Genomic DNA, 22,286 nt, shown 5'->3' with positions numbered 1-22,286 from the left:
CAAAGGTAAGTAATAATATGAAAAAAATAGTAGATAATTTAATACTTTTTATTATATGTGCTATAGTTACGGTAGCATTAAGTGATTTTGTGGGTGCAGTTATTTTTATATTATCTGCACTTTCAATTATCTCTGCCATTATATATGTAGACAACCCCAAAATTTGGTTTGGTATTTTGTGTGGGTATGTACTTTTTTGCATCAAATGGCCAATGTTTTTCCTATTTTTGCCGGTAATTTTGTATCACGGCATTTGGTATCAAAAATATTATACATATTTAGTTCTTATTGTATTTATTCCGTTTATCAGTGGCTTTGAGTTGTGGAGCTGTGTTGTTATGCTATTTACATTAATATTGTCGGCACTATTGGCATATTACTCCAGTCATTTGGAGATTTTAGAAAATAAATTAATTGTGTTAAGGGATACAAGTAAGGAACGTGATATGCTGTTACGGGAAAAGAATAAAGAATTATTGGAAAAGCAGGATTATGAGGTATATCTGGCAACGCTCAAGGAAAGAAATCGTATTGCAAGAGAAATACATGACAATGTAGGTCATATGCTGACACGTTCTATTTTACAGGTTGGTGCTCTCAAAACAATTTATAAAGAAGAACCCTTACAGTCTCAATTAGAGAGTGTAAATGACACTTTAAATCTGGCAATGACAAGTATTCGAAAAAGTGTGCATAATCTTCATGATGATGCAGTGGATTTAAAACAGGTTATTGCGGATGCCACAAAGGAAATGAGTGAAAAGTATGATTTAAGATTAGAGTATGATATGTCAAACACGATTCCAAAGAGTGTAAAATACTGTTTTATTGCTACAATAAAAGAAGCAATGTCAAACATCGCAAAACATAGTAATGCTGATAAAATTTCTATTATTTTGAGAGAACATCCCGGTTTTTATCAACTGTGTGTGGAAGATAACGGTACGATTAAAAAAAGTAATGACTCGGGGATTGGTTTAATAAACATGAGAGAACGTGTGGAACAAATCGGAGGGAATATAAATATTAAAAATGAAAACGGATTTGAGATTTTTATTATAATAAAAAAATAAGGTATTTATTAAAGTGAGGAAAAAATGAAAATTATTATTATAGATGATGATTTATTAGTCGCAATGTCATTAAAGACTATTTTAGAGTCAGATAAAGATATTGAAGTTATTTGTACAGGGAAAAATGGAAAAGAGGCAGTAGAGTTGTATGAGAAATATTGTCCTGATGTAATGCTAATGGACATTCAAATGAAAGAAATGAATGGTCTGGAAGCGGCAGAAAGAATAATAGAAAATAATGCGGAGGCAAAAATAATATTGCTGACAACTTTTCTTGATAATGAGTATATTTTAAAGGCTTTGCAGGTAGGGGCAAAAGGTTATATTTTAAAACAGGATTTTGAGGGGATTTTACCGGCACTTTATGCTGTCTGTCAGGGACAAAGTGTTTTTGGAGAAAAAATTGTACATAAAATACCGGAATTAATGAAAACAAATGATGTGTTTGATTTTAATAAATACGGCATTAACGAAAAAGAGCATGAAATCATTGTATGGGTGGCAAAAGGTTACAGTAATAAAGAAATTTCGGAGGAACTTTATTTAAGTGAGGGAACTGTTAGAAATTATATCAGTTCTATTTTAGAAAAATTATCACTTCGTGACAGAACCCAATTAGCAATTTATTATTATCAGAATATAAAAAGATAATTTGATATTTTACAAAGGACAAAAGTTATTGTAAACTAATATGCAGATTTAGAGAAGAGGAGCAGAAAATGAAGTTTGTAATTCAAAGAGTAAGTGAAGCAAGCGTTTCTATTGAGGGAAATGTGGTCGGAAAAATTAATAAAGGTTTTGTGGTATTGATTGGCGTTTCTAACGATGATACAAAGCAAATCGCAGATAAAATGATACAAAAACTGGTTGGTATGAGAATATTTGATGATGAAAATGGAAAAACAAATCTGGCATTGCATGATGTAGAAGGAGAATTACTGCTGATTTCACAGTTTACACTGTATGCTAATTGTAAAAAAGGAAACAGACCATCTTTTATCAATGCAGGGAGTCCTGAGATGGCAAATCAGATGTATGAATATATTATTTCCGAGTGTAAGAAACAGGTGAAAATAGTAGAAAAGGGAGAGTTTGGAGCAGACATGCAGGTAAGTTTGTGCAATGATGGACCTTTTACTATTGTGTTAGATAGTGCAGAAATAATAAACAGTTAGAAGAATGTAGAAAGAGGATGAAGGAAATGTGTGACGAAAAGAAAATGAGACTACATGATTACTATTATGATTTACCTCAATCATTGATTGCCCAGGACCCATTAGAAGACAGAAGCAGTTCAAGGCTGATGGTTCTTGATAAAAAAAATGGAAATGTAGAACATCATGTATTTAAAGAGATAGTTGATTATCTCAACGAGGGAGATTGTTTAGTTATCAATGATACAAAGGTTCTACCTGCAAGACTTTATGGACAAAAAGTAGGTACGGATGCCAATATAGAAGTTTTGCTGCTAAAGAGAAAAGAAAACGATATCTGGGAAACATTAGTGAAGCCGGGGAAGAAATGCAAACCGGGGACTATAATAAGTTTTGGAGATGGCAGATTAACCGGACAAGTGATTGATATTGTGGAAGAAGGAAATCGGCTGATACAATTTCAGTATGAAGGTATCTTTGAAGAAGTTCTTGACAGTTTAGGAGAAATGCCACTGCCTCCGTACATAACCCATAAGCTTGAGGATAAAAACAGATATCAGACTGTATATGCTAAGAATGAAGGCTCAGCGGCAGCACCTACGGCAGGTTTGCATTTTACAAAAGAGTTATTGCAGAAGATAGAAGAAAAAGGGGTAAAGATAGCTCATGTAACACTTCATGTAGGGCTTGGGACGTTTAGACCGGTAAAAGTAGAGAATATATTAGAGCATCATATGCATTCTGAATTTTATATGGTAGATGAAACAGATGCAGAAATTATAAATACTTGTCGAAAAAATGGAGGACGAATTATTTCTGTTGGAACAACGAGTACGAGAACATTAGAAACAGTTACGGATGAAAAGGGAATTGTTCATGCCGGAAGTGGATGGACACAAATTTTTATTTATCCGGGTTATCAGTTTAAAGCAATAGATTGTTTGATTACGAACTTTCATCTTCCGGAATCCACATTACTTATGTTAGTGTCCGCACTTGCAGGAAGGAAAAATGTGTTAAATGCTTATGATATTGCGGTAAAGCAAAAGTATCGTTTTTTCAGTTTTGGCGATGCGATGTTTATAAAATAATGTTGATTCATTAAATGAGAAGTTTTAAAACAAAAAAGGAAGTCTTTTAAAAGATATGGATAAATATTTTGTAAAAAAAGTAACAAAAAAAAATAATATTAGTGTAGAAGTTCCAGGCTCCAAAAGTATTACAAACAGGGCGTTAATGCTTGCAGCCATATCAGATGGTCTGTGTGAGCTCAGAGGTGTTTTATTTAGTGATGATTCAAGAGCTTTCTTAGATTGTCTGATAAAATTGGGTTTTGAGGTTGGTATTGACGAAGGAAAACGTGTTGTCACAATTAAAGGTGAGAATGGAAATATTCCAAATAATTCTGCTGCCATCCATGTGCGCAGTGCGGGAACAGCAGCAAGATTTATGACAGTTTTACTTTCGGTATGTGGTGGTGACTATGTTTTAGACTCTTCAGAGCAGATGAAAAAGCGACCGATGCAGGAACTTATTGACAGTTTAAGGCACAAAGGGGTAGTAATAAATTGTCTCGAAAAGGAGGGACATTTTCCATTTGAAATACATTCAAAAGGAATTAATAAAACAGATATTATTATTGATACGACCACAAGCAGCCAGTATGCCAGTGCGTTACTTATGGCATCAGCAATTCATGGTATGAATGTAAAGCTGACAGGAAAGAGAGTGTGTGGAGCATATATAAAAATAACCCTGAGGATGTTAGAGCAGTTTGGTATTCAATATAAAAAAGTTGAAAACACATATTATATTGAAAAACAAGATTTTCATATAAAGAAATATGATATTGAACCGGATATGTCGGCAGCATGTTATTTTTATGCAATGGCGATTTTATTGAGAGTAAAAAGCGTTGTGAGGGGATTGCACCTTAACTCCATGCAGGGAGATATAAAATTTTTGGATGTACTACAAAAAATGGGATGCGTCATAAATGATTTACCACAGGGAATAGAAGTGAATGCAGTAGATGTCAAAGAATATAATGGGTTAGAAATTGATATGTCAGATTTTTCAGACCAGGCGCTTACAATGGCTGTTGTTGCTGCGTTTGCTAAAACTCCGACAACGATTCAAAATGTAGGACACATAAGGGGACAGGAATCTGACAGAGTCCAAGTGATTGTCAAGGAGCTAAGACGATTAGGCTGTAATGCAGAAATTTTAGAGGCGGATGGTAGAACAGATATTGTTATCGTACCGGAAAAAATGCATGGTGGAGAGGTTGAGACCTATGAGGACCACCGTGTTGCAATGAGCTTTGCAATGGCAGGGCTATTAGTGGATGGCGTTATAATTAAGAATCCAATGTGTTGCAGAAAAACATTTGAAAATTATTTTGATGTATTGGAAAGTATCTGCTAAGAAGAACAGAGAGTTCTCGAGGCACGGGTTGGCATAAACAACAGCCTTTTCGCGCCTCTGCACCTTTCCGCCGTAGCGAAGCGAGGGAACTTTCCTCTTCCTGCGAAACAGTTTTATTAATGTTTAAAAACTCTATATCGATGTCTTTCTAATTGCTCGATTGCCTTTTTGGCAGAAACTTCATCATAAAATGAAATCTTAAGGACCCCTTCCTGATGTTCTCTGTTATGAATAATACCGATATTTTTAATGCTGACACCATTGGTTGCCAGAATTGTTGCAATTGTGGCAATGGCACCGGATTCATCGATAATATCGCAAAAAACACTGTAACTTCTCTGGATAATACTGTTATTGTGTTCATCTAAATTATCCCGATAATCACGACTCTCAGAAATCATATCATTGATAGCCTGTCCGTTTTTCGTATCTAATTCGTTTTGTACTTTCTTTAAATCTTCAATGTATAAACCAAGCATATGACTAATATTGATATTGTTCGTCATACATATTTGTTCCCACATTTCCGGAGAAGAGGAGGCAATCCTTGTGATATCTTTAAAACCACCGGCAGCAAATGTTTTCATATATTCCAGTTTGCTGTCATTATGCTTTACTAAGTTTACGAGACTAGAAGCAATTAAATGCGGTAGATGGCTGATAGCCGCAACAACACGGTCATGCTCTCTATAGTCAATTTTTATAGGAATTGCTCCAATATCTGATACAATCTGCGTATATTCTTCTATATATTTGTTATCGACAGCATCTGTCGGAGTGATGGGATAGTAGGCGTTTTCTAAAAGTCTGTCGCTCGCGTGTTCGTAGCTCGTCTTTTCAGAGCCTGCCATTGGGTGTCCTCCAATAAAATTTTTCTCCATATCTAATATTTTCACTGCTTTATGGATATTTTCTTTGACACTTCCGACATCAGTAATAATACAATCGTCTTTTATAATGGTTTTTAAAATCTTAAGGTATTCTACATTTTTTTCAACAGGGGTGCAGAGAAAAATATAATCACATTCGCTGAATGTATTGTTAACAGAGTCAACGGCAATGTTTGCTGTGCCGTCATTCATTGCCAACACTCTCGGCTTTGCGCCTCGGTTAAATACTATTATTTTACAACTGGGATATACACGACGGAGAGCCTTTGCTACAGAGCCGCCAATCAGTCCTATTCCTATAAAACCAAATGTTAAATTATCAAGAGTTCTCATATTAATCTCCATTCTGCCGCTGTGAAAGCGGCTGTTTGCATTTAGATAAGATTATAATAAAAAAAGAAATGAGAATCAATCCTTTCTATTTTTACAGTCATAATTCAATGCGTTAAAGTGTAACACTTTAACGTGAAAAGTTCAAGAGGAAAATGAAACGAAAACAGATACATTTTCAAAAAATAATATACTTGTATTGGTATTTTAGATGAAGTAAAATATCAATATATTGTGGAGAGATGAATAACTTAACAGAAAAAATTGAGAGGAGAAACAGTAATGAAAAAATGTTTAAGTGTTTTTTTGGTAGGTATTATGGTTTTTACCATGATATTTACGACAGCTCCCAGGGTGATTTCGGCAAGTGAGATAAGTGAACTTTATTATGGTTCGGGACCGATTCGCTCTATGACAACGCGCAAAGATGGTGTGGTGATTGGCGGACGAAGTTCCGGTCATGCCATAGAGGTATGGTCAAGTTCCAATAAGGGGACTTCATGGAGCCGCATTGGAACAGTAGCAAGTAATGATAACATCAATTATGGTGATGTAATGTTTCTTGCGGTGCCGCAGACGGATACCATATTCTGCGCCTTTCGTGAAAAAAATGCAAGTAATCAATATGCCGTTGTGATTTGCAGAAGCGATAATGGCGGATATGACTGGGTTTATGACAGTACAGTTATTGCAGGGTGTTCGCAGTTTGTAGGTGCTCCATGGTTATTTATAGCACAAAATGGAGATTTACAATGTTATTATGATTCGGAGCCTTTGGCTACACAAAACGGTGTGAGTGGCGCTCAATGGATTGCAATGCAGGGGCGGAATGGTTTGACAGGTTCCTGGGATAAATATGGAGTAGTTGCCGCTTCGAGAGATGCAAATGCTTCCAAATTTGTGCGTGATGGGATGGCTTCTGTTGTTGATTTAGGAAATAACAGGATTATGGTTGTCACTGAGGGTATTGAAGATGACAGGTCCGGTGGTGTATATTCTAATGTTGTTCGTGCAATACAGTCTTTTGACGGAGGACGTACATGGAACTATTCCGGAAGAAAAATTGTCTATGAGAGTAAGATAGACTCAGCCTCCGGTAGAAGATATAACGCATATTGTCCAATGGCGATTCGTGTTGGAAATGGTCCGGTGGGTGTTGTATTTTGTACAGATGAGGATTTTGGAGGAACACCGGATGCATCGTCAGAAGTCGTATCCAAGAGAAGAACTCATATCAAATATATTAAAACGTTGAATAATTTTGAGACATGGGGAGATTTGACTCCGATATGGACAGATGGTTCCGGTGCGTATGCTCCGGGGATGATTGAAACAGCTTCCAATGAAGTGTTGATTTCTATTGACCATTTTTCCGGTAATCAGAGATTTTATCAGATGGATGTTCTTGGGAAGGGAGGAGAAAATATGCAGCCAAATATTAAAGGAAAGACATTTTTCTTCCTAGGTTCGTCAGTAACCTATGGTTATGCTTCCGGAGGTGTATCTTTTGTGGATTATATAGCACAGAGAAATGGATGTACATGTGTGAAAGAGGCAGTTTCAGGGACTACGTTAGTGGATAATGGTTCTACGTCATATATTCAGCGTATGCTCAAAAATTTAGACAGTACGGCAGAGTGCGACCACTTTATATGTCAGCTTTCAACAAATGATGCTTCCAAAAATCTTCCGCTGGGAAGCATAAGCAATTCCTATAATTCGTCTGATTTCGATAAATCAACGATAATAGGAGCTATGGAATATATTATTAGTTATGCAAAAAACACATGGGATTGTCCTGTGACATTCTATACAAACACGTATTATAATAGTCCAAATTATCAGGCAATGGTAGATGCATTGTATAAACTTCAGGAAAAATGGCATATAGGAATTATTGATTTATGGAATAACGAGTCTATGCGAAATGTGAGTGCATCAGATTATGCCAGATATATGGCAGATAACATTCATCCAACTGCAACAGGTTATAAAGAATGGTGGACTCCTGTATTTGAAAATTATTTACAGAATTTTGATTACAGTGACTATACACATAGCAGTGAACAGGCTGTAATTCCTGGAACAGGAAGTTTATTGTATCATAATGATTTTACGAACTCTAATGGATTACAATATTATCCGGGTTTGGTTTCCGGTTCACCGGTATACAGTAATCATACTTTGACAATTAATGATGGAAATTCTAATAAGATAGTAGTATCAGATAAAAGCTTTGATGATTTTGTGGTAGAAGCAGATATTAGAGTGAAAGAAGACAGCAGTAAAAATAGCAATCAGGGAGGAATTATTTTCAGGGTTAATAATCCGTATAGTGGAGTTTCGGATGGATATGACGGATATTATTTTGGAATTGATGCTTTAAAGAATGAGGCAATACTTGGAAAAGTACACCAAAATCAGTGGGTTGAGATTGCCAAAAAGAAGATGACTGTAGAATATAACAAATATTATCATGTTTCTGTGGCTGTATCGGGAAATGAAATAAAAGGATATGTCAATTATAATGGAAAGAATTATGCAAAAATAGTAGCAGTCGATAATGACTTTTCAAGTGGAACCGTTGGATTTCGGCATTGGCTTGCAGGTGCATCTTTCAAGAATCTTAAGGTAAGTGCATACAAACCGGAAGTTCCTGACAAAACTTATACTAACTCAGTTTTAAATTCATGCGCTGACCCTGATGTATTATATCATAATGGAGTTTATTATATGTATGCCACAAATACAGAGAATGCAAATCAGGGATTTAAGGTATATTCTTCTGTTGATTTGGTAAATTGGACGGACAGGGGCTGGGCTTTGTCAAAGGATGATGTGTATGGAGATTCAGGTTTCTGGGCTCCGGATTTGATAGAAAAAGACGGTATTTTTTATATGTACTATGTGGCAAACGAACACTTGAGTGTAGCTACAAGTGATTCGCCATTGGGACCATTTAAACAGAGGGCAGATGAGAGAAAGCCAATGCACGAGGGCAAAGAGATTGATGCGCATGTATTTAAAGATGATGATGGTCAGTATTATATCTATTTTGTCCGCTTTTATGGTAAAAACGGAGTCGCGGATGGAAATTATATTTATGGTGCTAAATTAAATGCAGATATGAAGACAATGGATGATTCGACAATCACCTGTCTTATTTCACCGGAAGAATCATGGGAGACAAATAAGGCAAAAGTAGTAGAAGGTCCGTTTATGCTTAAAAAGGATGGTGTATATTATCTTACATATTCAGGTTCCCATTTTGAAAGTGATTATTATGGAAGTGGATATGCAACCGGTACGAGTCCTCTTGGAATATACTCTAAATATGAAAATAATCCGATTATGCAGTCCAATACATTAGTTCATGGAGCAGGTCATCACGGTATTGTTGCCACTCCGGATGGAAGTGAGATGTTTATCGTGTATCATTGTCATAGTAATCTCACGACAACTGAGCCAAGAAGATTATGCATTGATAGAATCCATTTCACGGAAGATGATTATGGAAAAACAGTTTTGGAGGTTTATGGACCAACCATAACACCACAGGAAATGCCTCAGGGAACAAAGACAATTGATGGAGGAATAGAAATAAACGGTTATCAGATTAGTGCCACAATTGGAGGAATGAGAACAGTATACTCTGTTGATTCTGTAATCAATGGAAAAGAAGTTGTGAGCTCAGGTATGTTATATTCCCTTGCTGACTATGTACAGGAAAAAGATTTTTATGTTGGAAGCACAAACAAGTATGTGAAGAGTTTTGAAAGTACAGGTCAGGGATTGCTGACTGAAAAAGTTTCAGATTCTAATATTGCATCCAGTTATGCAATGACAGTAAAGTTTACGTCGAAACAGCCGGCAGAATATAGCGAAAAATGGAAAGTAAAGGCATATGCAGAGCTATCTGATGGGTCGTATGTGTATACCGATGCAAAAACATATTCGGCTTATGAGGTGGCAGATATCCTTTATCAGGGAAGTTTGATGAACAATCAAAATTCACACGAATATCTGTATACAAATATTCTTTCTATTGTGAATCAAGGATATTCAAAAATAGATTATAAAGGGACTGCATACATAAGTGCAGGTAATAAATAATAATGGATATTAAATTAAGGTGCCATGTTTTGGCGCCTTAATTTAATTTATAAAACACCTTGTTAAAATATTAACCTTCCTTGTATTGTCATATTATATAGAGTAGAATAAATACATATAGTTGAGGTGTAAATTTTTCACTGACGGATATGATGAAAATTAAATAAAAGGAGGTAGATATATGAATGTTTATAAGACATCGGATATCAGAAACGTTGTCTTTCTTGGTCATGGAGGGGCGGGAAAGACAACTCTTGCAGAAGCTGTAGCATATGCTACAGGTGTGATTACCAGAAAAGGACGTGTAGAGGATGGTAATACCATTAGTGATTACGATAAGGAGGAAATAAACAGAAAATTTTCTATCAGTGCTTCCGTAGTTCCGATTGAGTGGAACGGACTAAAAATCAATATTCTGGATGCACCGGGATATTTTGATTTTGTCGGACAAATGGAAGATGCGATGAGCGTTGCGGACGCTGCCGTAATTGTAGTAAATGGTAAGGCAGGAGTTGAAGTTGGAACAGTTAAGGCATGGGAGATTTGTGAGAGAAGGCAGATTCCTAGAATCTTTTTTGTGACAAATATGGATGATTCAAATGCCAAATATATGGAGACTGTGGAGCAGTTAAAAGATATGTTTGGAAAGAAGGTTGCTCCATTTCATTTGCCAATTATAGAAGAAGAAAAACTTACTGGATATGTAAATGTAGTTAAAATGGGAGGACGTAAATTCTTAGATGATGCAGGTAACTATACAGAGATGGAAATTCCGGATAGTGTAGCTGCGGAATTGGAGCCGGTCAGGGAGCAGCTGATGGAAGCTGTTGCAGAGTCTGATGAGGCATTGATGGATAAATATTTCTCAGGTGAGGAATTTACATACGAAGAAATTTCTAAGGCGCTCAGAAAGAGCGTTATCAGTTGTGATATCGTACCGGTACAGATTGGTTCGGGAGTGAGCTGCCAGGGGGTAAACAGTTTTCTTCAGACGTGTGAAAAGTATTTCCCAAGTGCTGATAAGGCAGAGGTAATGAAAAAGGCAACAAATATTGACACAGGAGAAGAGGTGGAAGCTGATTTCGACTGTGCAAAACCTGTTTCAGCCTATGTATTTAAGACAATTATGGACCCTTTTGTTGGAAAATATTCTCTGGTAAAAGTTCGAACGGGTATTTTAAGAGCTGGAGATACCGTATATAATGCAACAAAGGATGTTGAAGAAAAATTAAATAAATTATATGTGATGCGTGGAAAAAATGTAATAGAAGTAAGCGAATTATATTCCGGTGATATTGGGGCAATAGGAAAATTAGCCAGTACAAGAACCGGAGATACATTATCTACGCGTGGATGGCCGATAGAATATCATCCAACTACGATGTCAAAACCATATACTTATATGGCTTATCATGCAGTGAATAAAGGTGATGAAGATAAGATGGCGCAGGCTTTGACAAAGCTGTGTATCGAGGATTTGACATTAAAGACTGTGATTGATGAAGAAAACAGGCAGTCTTTGATTTATGGAATAGGTGAACAGCAGATAATGATTGCAGCATCAAAATTAGAAGACAGATATAAGGTTAAGATAGAGCTGGATAAACCAAGAATTGCTTTTAGGGAAACGATTAGAAAGAAGGCACAGGTACAGGGAAAACATAAAAAGCAATCCGGAGGACATGGTCAGTATGGTGATGTTGTTATGGAATTTGAACCTTCAGGAGATTTATCTAAGCCATACGAATTTGAAGAAAAAATCTTTGGGGGCGCAGTTCCTAGAAATTTCTTCCCGGCAGTAGAAAAGGGACTGCAAGAGTGTGTGAAAGCAGGTCCCCTTGCAGGCTATCCGGTTGTGGGGGTCAAGGCAACATTAATTGACGGTTCTTATCATCCGGTTGATTCTTCAGAAATGGCTTTCAAGATGGCAACCATTATTGCATTTAAGAATGGATTTATGGATGCAGCTCCAGTTTTATTAGAACCGATTGCTATGTTGAGTGTAACTGCTCCGGATAAATATTCCGGTGATATTATGGGTGATTTAAACAAGAGGCGTGGACGTATTCTGAATATGACACCAGTGGATGGAAAACAGTTGATAGAAGCCGAAGTTCCAATGCTTGAATTATATGGGTATTCCACATCGCTTCGTTCCATCACAGGAGGAAGCGGAGATTTTGAATATGTAGTGTCGAGATATGAACAGGCACCACCGGATGTACAGGAGAGACAAATAAAAGAACAGAATTAAAACTTGACTTTTTGAAAGAGAGGATTTAAAATTATTAAAGATAAACCGTTGACTAAGGGTAAGTAGTTAACTGAGAGGTTTTTCAGAGAGTTGTCGGCAGGTGTGAGACAATAAACTATCAGTAACGAATGGACTTAGGAGGGCAGCTTGAAACTATAATGTTGATAGAAGTAGACGCTGACGGAGACTCGCCGTTAAAAGAGAATGCATATGATGGTATGTAGTGAGAGAATGTGTTATACATTAATTTGGGTGGCACCGCAGAAGTTTATTAGAGCTTTTGTCCCTTTTTTAAGGGACAAAAGCTTTTCTTTTGTCCCAAAAGTTAATAATTTTTGAGGAGGAAATATGAATACACAAAAATTTGAAGAAATTGAACCATTACTAAAAGATTACAGTATGATTCCTATTTGCAGGGAGATATATGCAGATATGATTACTCCAATATCTCTTTTAAGGAAGATGGAGGTTTTTGGAAAGAATTTTTTTCTTTTAGAAAGTGTTGAAGGTGGAGAAAAATGGGCAAGGTATTCTTTTTTGGGATATGAGCCGGTTCTTCATATTGCATGTAAAGATGGAAAAGTTACACAGAAAAGTGGAGAGATTGAGACAACGGTGGCAATAAATCCTATGGATGCGTTAAGGGAACAGCTGGAAAAATATAAATCTCCTAAAATACAAGGAATGCCCACATTTACAGGAGGATTTGTAGGGTATTTTGGATATGAGATGATTGCTTATGCCGAACCTAAATTAAAAATTAAGAGTAGTGATATGGATGATTATCATTTAATGTTATTTGATAAAGTAATTGTATTTGACCACTTTAGACAAAAGATTATGGTTATCGCAAATATGAAAGCAAAGGACGGATTGCAGGGGTATCATTCAGCGCTTTTGGAAATTGAAAAAATGATTGCACTAATTTTTGACCAACACTCTCTTCCTGAGACGAAAGTAGATGAAAACGTAGACTTTCAGTGCAATGTTTCCAAGGAAGAATATTGTGAGATGGTCGAGAAAACAAAACATTATATTAGAGAGGGCGATATTTTTCAGGGAGTTATCTCAAGAAGATTTGAAGCAGGTTACAAGGGAAGCCTGATGAGTGCTTACAGGGTTCTCAGAACTACGAATCCGTCGCCATATATGTATTTTATACAGTCAGAAGATATGCAGATTGCAGGAGCATCTCCTGAAACAATGGTGAAATTAGTGGATGGGAAACTTACCACATTTCCGGTTGCGGGAACAAGACCTAGGGGAAAGACGGAGGAACAGGATAAAGAACTTGAAATTGATTTGTTAAAGGATGAGAAAGAACTGGCAGAACATAATATGCTCGTTGACTTGGCAAGAAATGATATTGGAAGAATCGCAGAATATGGGAGTGTTTATGTAGAGGAATATATGAAAATTCATAGATTTTCAAAAGTTATGCACATTGCATCAACAGTTTGCGGAACGCTTAGAGAGGATAAGGACAGTTGTGATACAGTTGCCTCATTACTTCCGGCAGGAACATTGTCCGGAGCTCCAAAGTTTCGCGCCTGTCAAATTATTGATGAATTAGAAAAAGAGCCAAGAGGTGTTTATGGAGGAGCGATAGGATACATTGATTTATCAGGAAATCTGGATGTCTGTATTGCTATCAGAACGGCGGTAAAAAAAGGTGATAGAGTATTTGTCCAGGCAGGAGCAGGGATTGTGGCAGATAGTATACCTGAGAACGAATATATGGAGTGTGCTCATAAGGCCGGTGCAGTAATTGATGCAATAAAGAGAGGAAATGAGGTAAACAGATAATGGTATTATTAATTGATAATTATGATAGTTTTTCTTATAATCTCGTGCAATTGGTAGGGGAGTTAGCCGGTGGTGATATCTTAGTGGTTAGAAATGATGAATGCACGATAAATGATATAAGAAAACTAAATCCGTCACATATTATTTTGTCTCCGGGGCCGGGAAAACCTGGGGATGCAGGGATATGTGAAGATGTTGTGAGAGAGTTAAAAGCAGAATATCCTATTCTGGGAGTGTGTTTGGGGCATCAGAGTATATGTGAAGTCTTTGGAGCAGAAGTTTCTTATGCCAAACAACTAATGCATGGGAAGCAGAGTATTATGACAGTGTTAAAAGATGTACCAATATTTGAGGGATTAGATGGAAAGTTTAAAGGGGCAAGATATCATTCTCTATCTGCAAATATGGATACAATAAAAGAGGCGTTAGAAGTAATTGCAATTGATGAAATAGATAATGAAGTGATGGCTGTGAAACATAAAAATTATAATATATATGGGTTACAGTTTCATCCTGAGTCGGTTTTGACACCAAAGGGAAAAATAATTGTAGGAAATTTTTTGAAATTATAAACAAAATGAAAAGTTAGTATATAAATTTAGGAGGAATATAAAAGATGATTAAAGAGGCAATCGGAAAATTAGTAGAAGGAAAAAACTTATCGTATGAAGAGGTTATGACGGTTATGGATGAAATTATGAGCGGGGAGACACCGTCAACATTAATCGGAACATATTTAGTGGCATTGAGAATGAAAGGAGAGACCATTGATGAGATTTCGGGTTCTGCTATGGGAATGAGAAATAATGGTGTAAAATTGAAACATGATATGGATGTTTTAGAAATTGTAGGAACAGGGGGAGATAAGGCAAATACCTTTAATATTTCTACCACATCGGCATTTGTGGCATCTGCTGCCGGATGCAAAATTGCAAAACATGGGAACAGAGGGGTTTCCAGTAAATCAGGTGCAGCGGATGTTCTGGAAGCTTTAGGAGCGAAAATTACAATCGAGCCAAAACAAAGTCAGGAAATGTTAGAAAAAATAGGTATGTGTTTTCTTTTTGCTCAGAAGTACCATACATCTATGAAGTATGTTGGTCCCGTAAGGGCAGAGCTTGGTATTAGAACTGTATTTAATATTCTCGGTCCACTGACAAATCCGGCGGGAGCAAATATGAATATCATTGGCGTATATGAAGAAAAGCTGGTAGAACCAATTGCACAGGTATTGATAAAACTTGGTGTAAAGAGGGCTATGGTTGTTTTTGGGCAGGATACAATGGATGAAATTACACCGAGTGCAAAAACAACCGTCTGTGAAATCAGAGATGGACAGATTAAGTCTTATGAGATTAATCCTGAAGATTATGGCTTTCATTTGTGTAAAAAGGCAGACCTGGAAGGCGGAGAGGCAGAGGTGAATGCAAAGATAACAAGAGATATTTTAAGCGGAGTAAAAGGAGCAAAAAGAGATGCGGTTTTATTGAATGCAGGTGCTTGTATTTATATAGCAAGAGATGATGTGTCATATGCAGAGGCAATAGAAATTGCCAGAGAAGCTATTGATAGTGGAAAGGCATTGAGACAGATGGAGAGATTTGTTGAAATGTCAAACAGTTTTGCGGCATAGGAGAAAAAATGATTTTAGATAAAATAGTTGATGCAACAAGAATTAGAATAAAAAAAGAACAGGAAGAAAAGCCGTTAGAAGAAGTGAAAAAGCAGGCGCTATCTATGGAAAAGGGGGAATTTTCTTTTGAAAAAGCGATAGCAGGTGACGATATCAGCTTTATCTGTGAAGTAAAAAAAGCATCTCCCTCAAAGGGAATTATTGCCGGAAATTTTCCGTATGTAGATATTGCAAAAGATTATGAACAGGCAGGCGCAGCATGTATTTCCGTTTTGACGGAGCCTGATTATTTTAAGGGAGATAAAAAGTACCTGAAAGAGATTAGTGAAAATGTTAATATTCCTCTGATTCGCAAAGATTTTGTGATAGATGAATATATGATATATGATGCAAAAATTCATGGCGCATCTTGTGTATTGCTTATTTGTTCTATACTTGACGATGAGGCTCTAAACAAATATATTAGTATATGTGATAATTTAGGTTTATCAGCTCTTGTGGAGGCGCATGATGAAGAAGAGATTCATAGGGCAATAAAAGCAGGAGCGAGAATGATAGGTGTAAATAATAGAGATTTAAAAACATTTACCGTTGATATTGGAAACAGTGAGCGTCTTCGAAAACTGGTTCCGGAAAATATATTGTTTGTAGCTGAGAGTGGGATTAAAACCAATCAGGATATACAACGGTTGAGAAAAGCCAATGTAAATGGTGTTTTAATCGGAGAGACATTTATGAAAGCAGAGAATAAGAGACTAGTGCTTGAAGAATTGGCAAAATAAACGGAGGTTAGAAAGGATAAAATTATGAGCAAAGGAAGATTTGGCATTCATGGCGGGCAGTATGTACCCGAAACATTAATGACTGCTGTCAATGAGGTAGAGGAGGCTTACAATTATTATAAAGATAATTCGGAGTTTATCTCAGAATTAAACGAACTTCTCAATAATTATGCGGGCAGACCATCACTTTTATATTATGCAGATAAAATGACAAAGGATTTAGGTGGTGCAAAAATTTATTTAAAGAGGGAAGATTTAAACCACACCGGTTCCCATAAAATTAATAATGTTTTAGGTCAGGTTCTATTGGCAAAAAAAATGGGGAAAACAAGAGTAATCGCTGAGACCGGAGCTGGACAGCACGGTGTGGCGACTGCCACAGCTGCCGCACTTATGGATATGGAATGTGAAATTTATATGGGAAAAGAGGACTGTGAGAGGCAGGCGCTCAATGTATTCAGAATGGAGCTTTTAGGTGCAAAAGTCCATGCAGTAACCAGTGGAACACAGACTTTAAAAGATGCTGTAAATGAGGCAATGAGAGAGTGGACAAATAGAATGGATGATACATTATATGTATTAGGTTCTGTTATGGGACCACATCCATTTCCAACAATTGTAAGGGATTTCCAGAGCGTTATCAGCAGAGAGATAAAGGAGCAGATGCTTGAACAGGAAGGAAGACTTCCGGATGCCGTGATTGCATGTGTAGGCGGTGGCTCAAATGCTATGGGCGCCTTTTATAATTTTATTGAGGATAAAGAAGTTGAACTTATAGGATGTGAAGCCGCAGGACTTGGTGTGGATAATCCTAAAAATGCTGCGACAATTGCAAATGGTACAGAAGGTATTTTCCATGGAATGAAATCACTGTTCTGTCAGAATGATGATGGTCAGATAGCGCCGGTGTATTCTATCTCTGCCGGGCTTGATTATCCCGGAATCGGACCGGAACATGCACATCTGCATGATATTGGAAGAGCTAAATATGTGGCGATTACTGATGTGGAAGCGGTAGAGGCATTTGAGTATCTGTCAAGAGTAGAGGGAATTATACCGGCAATTGAGAGTTCACATGCCATTGCTTATGCAATAAAATATGCACCCACATTGGCGAAAGATAAAATTATTGTTGTGAATGTTTCAGGGCGCGGTGACAAGGATGTTGCGGCGATAGCAAGATATAGAGGAGTACAGATTTATGAGTAAAATTAGTCAGGCATTTAAAAACGGTAAGGCATTTATTGCCTTTATAACAGGTGGAGACCCGGATTTAGAAACCACGCAGAAATTAATTTTGGAGATGGAAAAATCCGGAGCAGATGTAATTGAGATAGGTATTCCTTTTTCTGACCCGATTGCGGAAGGGCCTGTTATTCAGGAAGCGGATTTGCGTGCGCTAAAAGGCGGATGTACAACAGATAAATTATTTGATTCTATTAAAGAGATAAAAGAACAGGTTACAATACCTCTGGTATTTATGACATATGCAAATGTTATCTTTAGATATGGAACAGAAAGATTTATGGGAAGATGTGCAGAATGTGGAATTTCCGGTGTGATAGTACCGGACTGTCCTTATGAGGAAAGAGAAGAATTAGCACCTTACTGTGATAAGGAAAAAATTGATTTGATTCCTTTGATTGCACCGACTTCAGAGGAGAGAATTAATAAAATCGCAAAGTCTGCGCAGGGATTTGTTTATGTTGTATCATCTCTTGGGGTTACGGGAATCCGGACAGATATCGAAACAGATCTCGGGGCAATGACAAAGCTGGTAAAAGAAGCAACGGATGTGCCATGTGCGATAGGATTTGGCATTGCAAAACCGGAACAGGCTGCCGAGGTATGCAAGTATGCAGACGGAGCAATTGTGGGCAGTGCAATAGTAAAAATTGTGGCAGAACATGGAAGGGACAGTGTGCCATATGTTGGACAGTATGTAAAAGAAATGAAAGATGCCATAAGATAGATGGAGGGAAAATGAAAAAAGCATTTATTTTTGACGTTGATGGTACAATACTTAATTCTATGGTTATCTGGGTAGATGCAGGAAAGCGTTATCTGGAAAAAATGGGAGTTCATATTGATTATGATTTGGGCAGGATTATGTTTGAACTTACCATGCTGGAAGGGGCAAAGTATTTAAAAGAAAGACATCATCTTGCAAATAGTATTGAAGATATTATGAGTGGAATTAACGGAATGGTTTATGATTTTTATAGGGATGAGGCCGTGCCAAAAGAAAATGTTTTGAAATTTATTGAGTATGCTTATGCTCAGGGAATTGAGATGACTGTGGCGACATCTACCGACAGGCCAATGATAGAAACAGCTTTTAATCGATTAGGCCTTATGAAATATTTTAAAGAAATATTTACAACAAGTGAGGTGGGGCAGGGAAAAGATAAGCCTGAGATTTTTTATAGGGCAATGAAGACCATGGGGAGCAGTCCGGAAGACACATGGCTCTTTGACGATGCCTTATATTCTTTGAGGACTGCCCATAAAGCAGGTATAAAAACAGTAGGGATTTATGATTTTTCGAGTGATGTAGACACAGAAAAAATAAAAGAAATTGTTGATATATATGTAAGAGATTGGAATGAGTATGAAAATGTGATAAGTCGTATTGGTTTTTAAGTAAGATATGAGTGTCAAAAAGATTTTTTGATACTCATATTGAAATAGAAGCGAAAATTGTTATAACAGTTCCTTGAAAAATGTGTGTAATATTGTATAATATTTGATAATGTGCTTATATAATGATTGATTAGAGGTAATTGCTTTGGATATGAAACAGATGGTAAAAAGTAAGAAGTTTAAAAATATTGTTGTTACCATGATTGAGATATTAGTGGTATCAGGCATTATTTTTGGGATTCTTATGTATTTCCAGGGAAAGGTAAATAAAGAAGCAGATAAGGCGGGGACTCTCGACGGAAAAGGTCTTCAGACAGAGACCAGAAAGGCAGATATAGAGGGTTCTGATGATTATTATATTGAAGTGAATAAAAGATTAAATGCTGTTATTGTGTACCAGTATTCAAAGAATAAAAAGAAAAAGACTCCATATAAAGTCTTTTCATGTTCTATTGGAAGTAGTGTAAAAAAAGGAAAGTACAAGACGTCTAACACTTATGCATGGATTGATATCAATGGAAACTGGCATAAATATAATACTCAATTTGGAGAAAAAGCGTGGATACAATCAGCAGGTTACAAGGATAAGTATGATTATGCATTGATGAAAACGTCATACAGAGCCATAGGAAAGAAGCAAAAGTCCGGTGCATGTATTATGTTGACAGCCGGCGACGCTTACTGGATTTATGATAACTGTAAAACGAATACTGAGATTGTGATAGTTAATGGGAAAAAGAAAAGTAAACTTCCGATGCCTGCGGGAAAAACGGTGAAAGCACACAAATATTGTGGGTGGGACCCTACGGACCCTGACAAAAATAATCCATACAGGAAAATTAAAAACGGACATATTGTTAGCGGCGTATCTACAGTGTATGTGGAAAAGGGACAGGAAGCAGACTATCTGGGAAATCTTTTAGCTTTAGATGAAAAAGGAAAAAATATTACAGGTTCTTTAAAATACAACAAAATAGATACGGATGAATTGGGTACAACAAAAATTACGTTTCATTGTAAATATTCTTCAGGTAAAAAATTGAAAATTGCGCAGAAGTTTACAGTGAGAGACACGACTCCCCCAAAAGTTTCATGTTCCAGAAATTTGTTTACTTATGAGGTTGACAGTCTGGATAAAAAAGACATGAATAAAGAATCTAATATCAAAGATATCACCAATATGGTAAAGTCCAGTGCATCGGCAAACGAGAGCAATGTTACAATTACAGCATATACGGTGGAAAAGGAGGAATTAGATGAGGGGAAATTTCCGGTTGTCGTAAAAGCTCAGGATTCATCGGGAAATGTGGGCTCCTGTCAGGTGATGGTCGAGATTAAGGTAAAGAAAGGCGGAGAAAACGCCCAATATAAACCGTCAAAGGGAGAAGAATCCAAGCGAAAGAAAAAGGCGGGATTAGAGGAGACTACAAAGAAAAAAAATAAGAAAAAGAAAAAAGAAGAAAAGACAAAAAAATCTTCTGAAAAAAATACAGAGGAGATAACAACAGCAAAATAATAAACTATGATTACGTTGAAAGCGCAAAGTTAGTTTCATTATAAATATACATGCAGTTTTTAGGAGGAAATAATTATGAAAACACCTTATAACCATAAGGAAATTGAAAAAAAGTGGCGTCACAATTGGGATGTGAGTCCTATAAACGCTGACACAACAAAGCCTAAATACTATTGTTTGGATATGTTTCCTTATCCATCCGGTTCAGGGCTTCATGTAGGACATTGGAGAGGTTACGTTATTAGTGATGTGTGGAGCAGATATAAGATGCTGCATGGATATCATATTATCCATCCGATGGGATGGGATGCATTTGGTCTTCCGGCAGAGAATTATGCAATTAAAATGAAAACACATCCTGCAATTTCTACAGCAGAAAATATTAAAAATATTAAGAGACAGATTAATGAAATCGCCGCTTTATATGATTGGGATATGGAAGTAAATACGACCGACCCTAACTTTTATAAATGGACACAGTGGATATTTGTTCAGATGTTTAAAAAGGGACTTGCGTACCAGAAAGAAATGCCGATTAACTGGTGTCCATCCTGTAAGACCGGTTTGGCAAATGAAGAAGTTGTCAATGGATGTTGTGAGAGATGTGGTGCAGAGGTAACAAAGAAGAATTTAAAACAGTGGATGCTTAAAATTACAGCATATGCAGATAGACTTTTGAATGATTTAGAAAAATTGGACTGGCCGGAAAAGGTTAAAAAAATGCAGTCGGACTGGATTGGAAAATCCTATGGTGCAGAAGTTGACTTTAAGGTGGAGAATAGAGAAGAGAAAATTACTGTTTACACAACAAGACCGGATACATTACACGGTGCGACATTTATGGTTCTTGCACCGGAACATGATATGGCGCTTTCTCTTGCGACAGATGAAAAGAAAGCTGATGTGGAGGCATATATCCAGATGGCAGCAAATAAATCATCTGTAGACAGATTGCAGGGAAAAGAAAAGACAGGTGTGTTTACGGGAAGTTATGCAGTGAATCCATTAAATGGCGCAAAAGTTCCAATCTGGCTGTCAGATTATGTATTGGCAGATTATGGTACAGGGGCAATTATGTGTGTACCTGCTCATGATGATAGAGATTTTGAATTTGCAAAGAAGTTTGATATTCCTATTATTCAGGTAATTGCGAAGGATGGAAAAGAAATTGAAAATATGACAGAGGCTTATACAGAGGCAGCCGGTGTAATGATTAATTCGGGTGAATGGAATGGTATGGAGTCGGCTGTTTTAAAGAAAGAAGCGCCTCATATCATTGAGGAAAAAGGCTTTGGAAAGGCTACAGTCAATTATAAGCTGCGTGACTGGGTATTTTCAAGACAGAGATATTGGGGAGAGCCAATTCCTATTATTCTTTGCCCTGAGTGCGGACCTGTTCCTGTTCCGGAGGAACAGCTTCCATTGTTGTTGCCGGATGTAGAATCTTATGAGCCTACAGGCACAGGGGAGTCACCGCTTGCAGCAATTGACGAATGGGTAAATACAACATGTCCTTGCTGTGGAAAGCCTGCGAAGCGCGAGACAAATACAATGCCACAATGGGCAGGTTCCTCGTGGTATTTCCTGAGATATGTTGATAGTAAGAATGATAAGGAGCTTGTCTCAAAGCAGAGAGCTCATGACAATCTTCCTGTGGATATGAGA

At 37.0% G+C, this 22,286-nt stretch carries 17 protein-coding genes and 1 other annotated feature; of the genes, 16 read left to right on the top strand and 1 reads right to left on the bottom strand.

The window, feature by feature from the left end:
• Positions 1 to 17 precede the first annotated feature (17 nt).
• The 5 genes from Q5O86_RS09645 (at position 18) to aroA (ending at position 4,654) form a co-directional block, all read left to right on the top strand.
• Positions 18 to 1,073, top strand: a complete 1,056-nt coding sequence (locus Q5O86_RS09645) for a sensor histidine kinase (protein ID WP_302626937.1) — start codon at positions 18 to 20, stop codon at positions 1,071 to 1,073.
• A gap of 24 nt (positions 1,074 to 1,097) precedes the next feature.
• The gene (locus Q5O86_RS09640) at positions 1,098 to 1,724 is read left to right on the top strand and encodes a response regulator transcription factor (RefSeq protein ID WP_302626936.1); all 627 of its coding nucleotides are present in this window, start codon (positions 1,098 to 1,100) and stop codon (positions 1,722 to 1,724) included.
• A 68-nt stretch (positions 1,725 to 1,792) separates the two neighbouring features.
• Complete coding sequence (gene dtd, locus Q5O86_RS09635) at positions 1,793 to 2,248, top strand: D-aminoacyl-tRNA deacylase (RefSeq protein WP_302626935.1); 456 nt, start codon at positions 1,793 to 1,795, stop codon at positions 2,246 to 2,248.
• Positions 2,249 to 2,292: 44 nt separating this feature from the next.
• Positions 2,293 to 3,318 carry a tRNA preQ1(34) S-adenosylmethionine ribosyltransferase-isomerase QueA gene (gene queA, locus Q5O86_RS09630; protein WP_302626965.1) on the top strand — a complete coding sequence of 342 codons (1,026 nt, stop codon included), beginning with the start codon at positions 2,293 to 2,295 and terminating at the stop codon, positions 3,316 to 3,318.
• Between the two features lie 55 nt (positions 3,319 to 3,373).
• Complete coding sequence (gene aroA / locus Q5O86_RS09625) at positions 3,374 to 4,654, top strand: 3-phosphoshikimate 1-carboxyvinyltransferase (protein WP_302626934.1); 1,281 nt, start codon at positions 3,374 to 3,376, stop codon at positions 4,652 to 4,654.
• Between the two features lie 116 nt (positions 4,655 to 4,770).
• Here the strand turns inward: aroA and Q5O86_RS09620 are convergent, their stop codons facing one another.
• Positions 4,771 to 5,889 (bottom strand): prephenate dehydrogenase, encoded by a 1,119-nt coding sequence (locus Q5O86_RS09620; protein ID WP_302626933.1) that lies wholly within the window; start codon positions 5,887 to 5,889, stop codon positions 4,771 to 4,773.
• A gap of 267 nt (positions 5,890 to 6,156) precedes the next feature.
• Between Q5O86_RS09620 and Q5O86_RS09615 the strand changes: the two genes are divergently transcribed.
• The 11 genes from Q5O86_RS09615 to leuS form a co-directional block, all read left to right on the top strand.
• Positions 6,157 to 9,987 carry a family 43 glycosylhydrolase gene (locus tag Q5O86_RS09615; RefSeq protein ID WP_302626932.1) on the top strand — a complete coding sequence of 1,277 codons (3,831 nt, stop codon included), beginning with the start codon at positions 6,157 to 6,159 and terminating at the stop codon, positions 9,985 to 9,987.
• A 181-nt stretch (positions 9,988 to 10,168) separates the two neighbouring features.
• Positions 10,169 to 12,241, top strand: a complete 2,073-nt coding sequence (locus tag Q5O86_RS09610; RefSeq protein WP_302626931.1) for a translation factor GTPase family protein — start codon at positions 10,169 to 10,171, stop codon at positions 12,239 to 12,241.
• A gap of 39 nt (positions 12,242 to 12,280) precedes the next feature.
• Positions 12,281 to 12,532: a binding site (T-box leader), on the top strand.
• A 57-nt stretch (positions 12,533 to 12,589) separates the two neighbouring features.
• The gene (gene trpE / locus Q5O86_RS09605; RefSeq protein WP_302626930.1) at positions 12,590 to 14,047 is read left to right on the top strand and encodes an anthranilate synthase component I; all 1,458 of its coding nucleotides are present in this window, start codon (positions 12,590 to 12,592) and stop codon (positions 14,045 to 14,047) included.
• The gene (locus Q5O86_RS09600; protein ID WP_302626929.1) at positions 14,047 to 14,619 is read left to right on the top strand and encodes an aminodeoxychorismate/anthranilate synthase component II; all 573 of its coding nucleotides are present in this window, start codon (positions 14,047 to 14,049) and stop codon (positions 14,617 to 14,619) included. Before trpE ends, Q5O86_RS09600 begins: the two co-directional genes overlap by 1 nt.
• 44 nt (positions 14,620 to 14,663) lie before the next feature.
• Positions 14,664 to 15,680, top strand: coding sequence for an anthranilate phosphoribosyltransferase (gene trpD / locus Q5O86_RS09595; protein ID WP_302626928.1), 1,017 nt, complete (start codon positions 14,664 to 14,666; stop codon positions 15,678 to 15,680).
• An 8-nt stretch (positions 15,681 to 15,688) separates the two neighbouring features.
• On the top strand, positions 15,689 to 16,462 hold the full coding sequence (gene trpC / locus Q5O86_RS09590) for an indole-3-glycerol phosphate synthase TrpC (protein WP_302626927.1): 774 nt from the start codon (positions 15,689 to 15,691) through the stop codon (positions 16,460 to 16,462).
• Between the two features lie 24 nt (positions 16,463 to 16,486).
• Positions 16,487 to 17,671 carry a tryptophan synthase subunit beta gene (gene trpB / locus Q5O86_RS09585; protein WP_302626926.1) on the top strand — a complete coding sequence of 395 codons (1,185 nt, stop codon included), beginning with the start codon at positions 16,487 to 16,489 and terminating at the stop codon, positions 17,669 to 17,671.
• Positions 17,664 to 18,434, top strand: coding sequence for a tryptophan synthase subunit alpha (gene trpA / locus Q5O86_RS09580; RefSeq protein ID WP_302626925.1), 771 nt, complete (start codon positions 17,664 to 17,666; stop codon positions 18,432 to 18,434). The genes trpB and trpA overlap by 8 nt, the downstream gene beginning before the upstream one ends.
• An 11-nt stretch (positions 18,435 to 18,445) precedes the next feature.
• Positions 18,446 to 19,105, top strand: a complete 660-nt coding sequence (locus Q5O86_RS09575; RefSeq protein WP_302626924.1) for an HAD family phosphatase — start codon at positions 18,446 to 18,448, stop codon at positions 19,103 to 19,105.
• 151 nt (positions 19,106 to 19,256) lie between these two features.
• The gene (locus tag Q5O86_RS09570; protein ID WP_302626923.1) at positions 19,257 to 20,621 is read left to right on the top strand and encodes a L,D-transpeptidase family protein; all 1,365 of its coding nucleotides are present in this window, start codon (positions 19,257 to 19,259) and stop codon (positions 20,619 to 20,621) included.
• A 75-nt stretch (positions 20,622 to 20,696) separates the two neighbouring features.
• A partial coding sequence (gene leuS, locus Q5O86_RS09565) for a leucine--tRNA ligase (protein WP_302626922.1) occupies positions 20,697 to 22,286 on the top strand: 1,590 nt, incomplete at its 3' end.

The sequence above is a fragment of the uncultured Eubacterium sp. genome (assembly GCF_937958975.1).
In the GTDB taxonomy this organism is placed as follows: domain Bacteria; phylum Bacillota; class Clostridia; order Lachnospirales; family Lachnospiraceae; genus Eubacterium_G.
The sequence above is the reverse complement of the archived record's forward strand: the minus strand, read 5'-3'. Positions and strand labels throughout refer to the sequence as shown.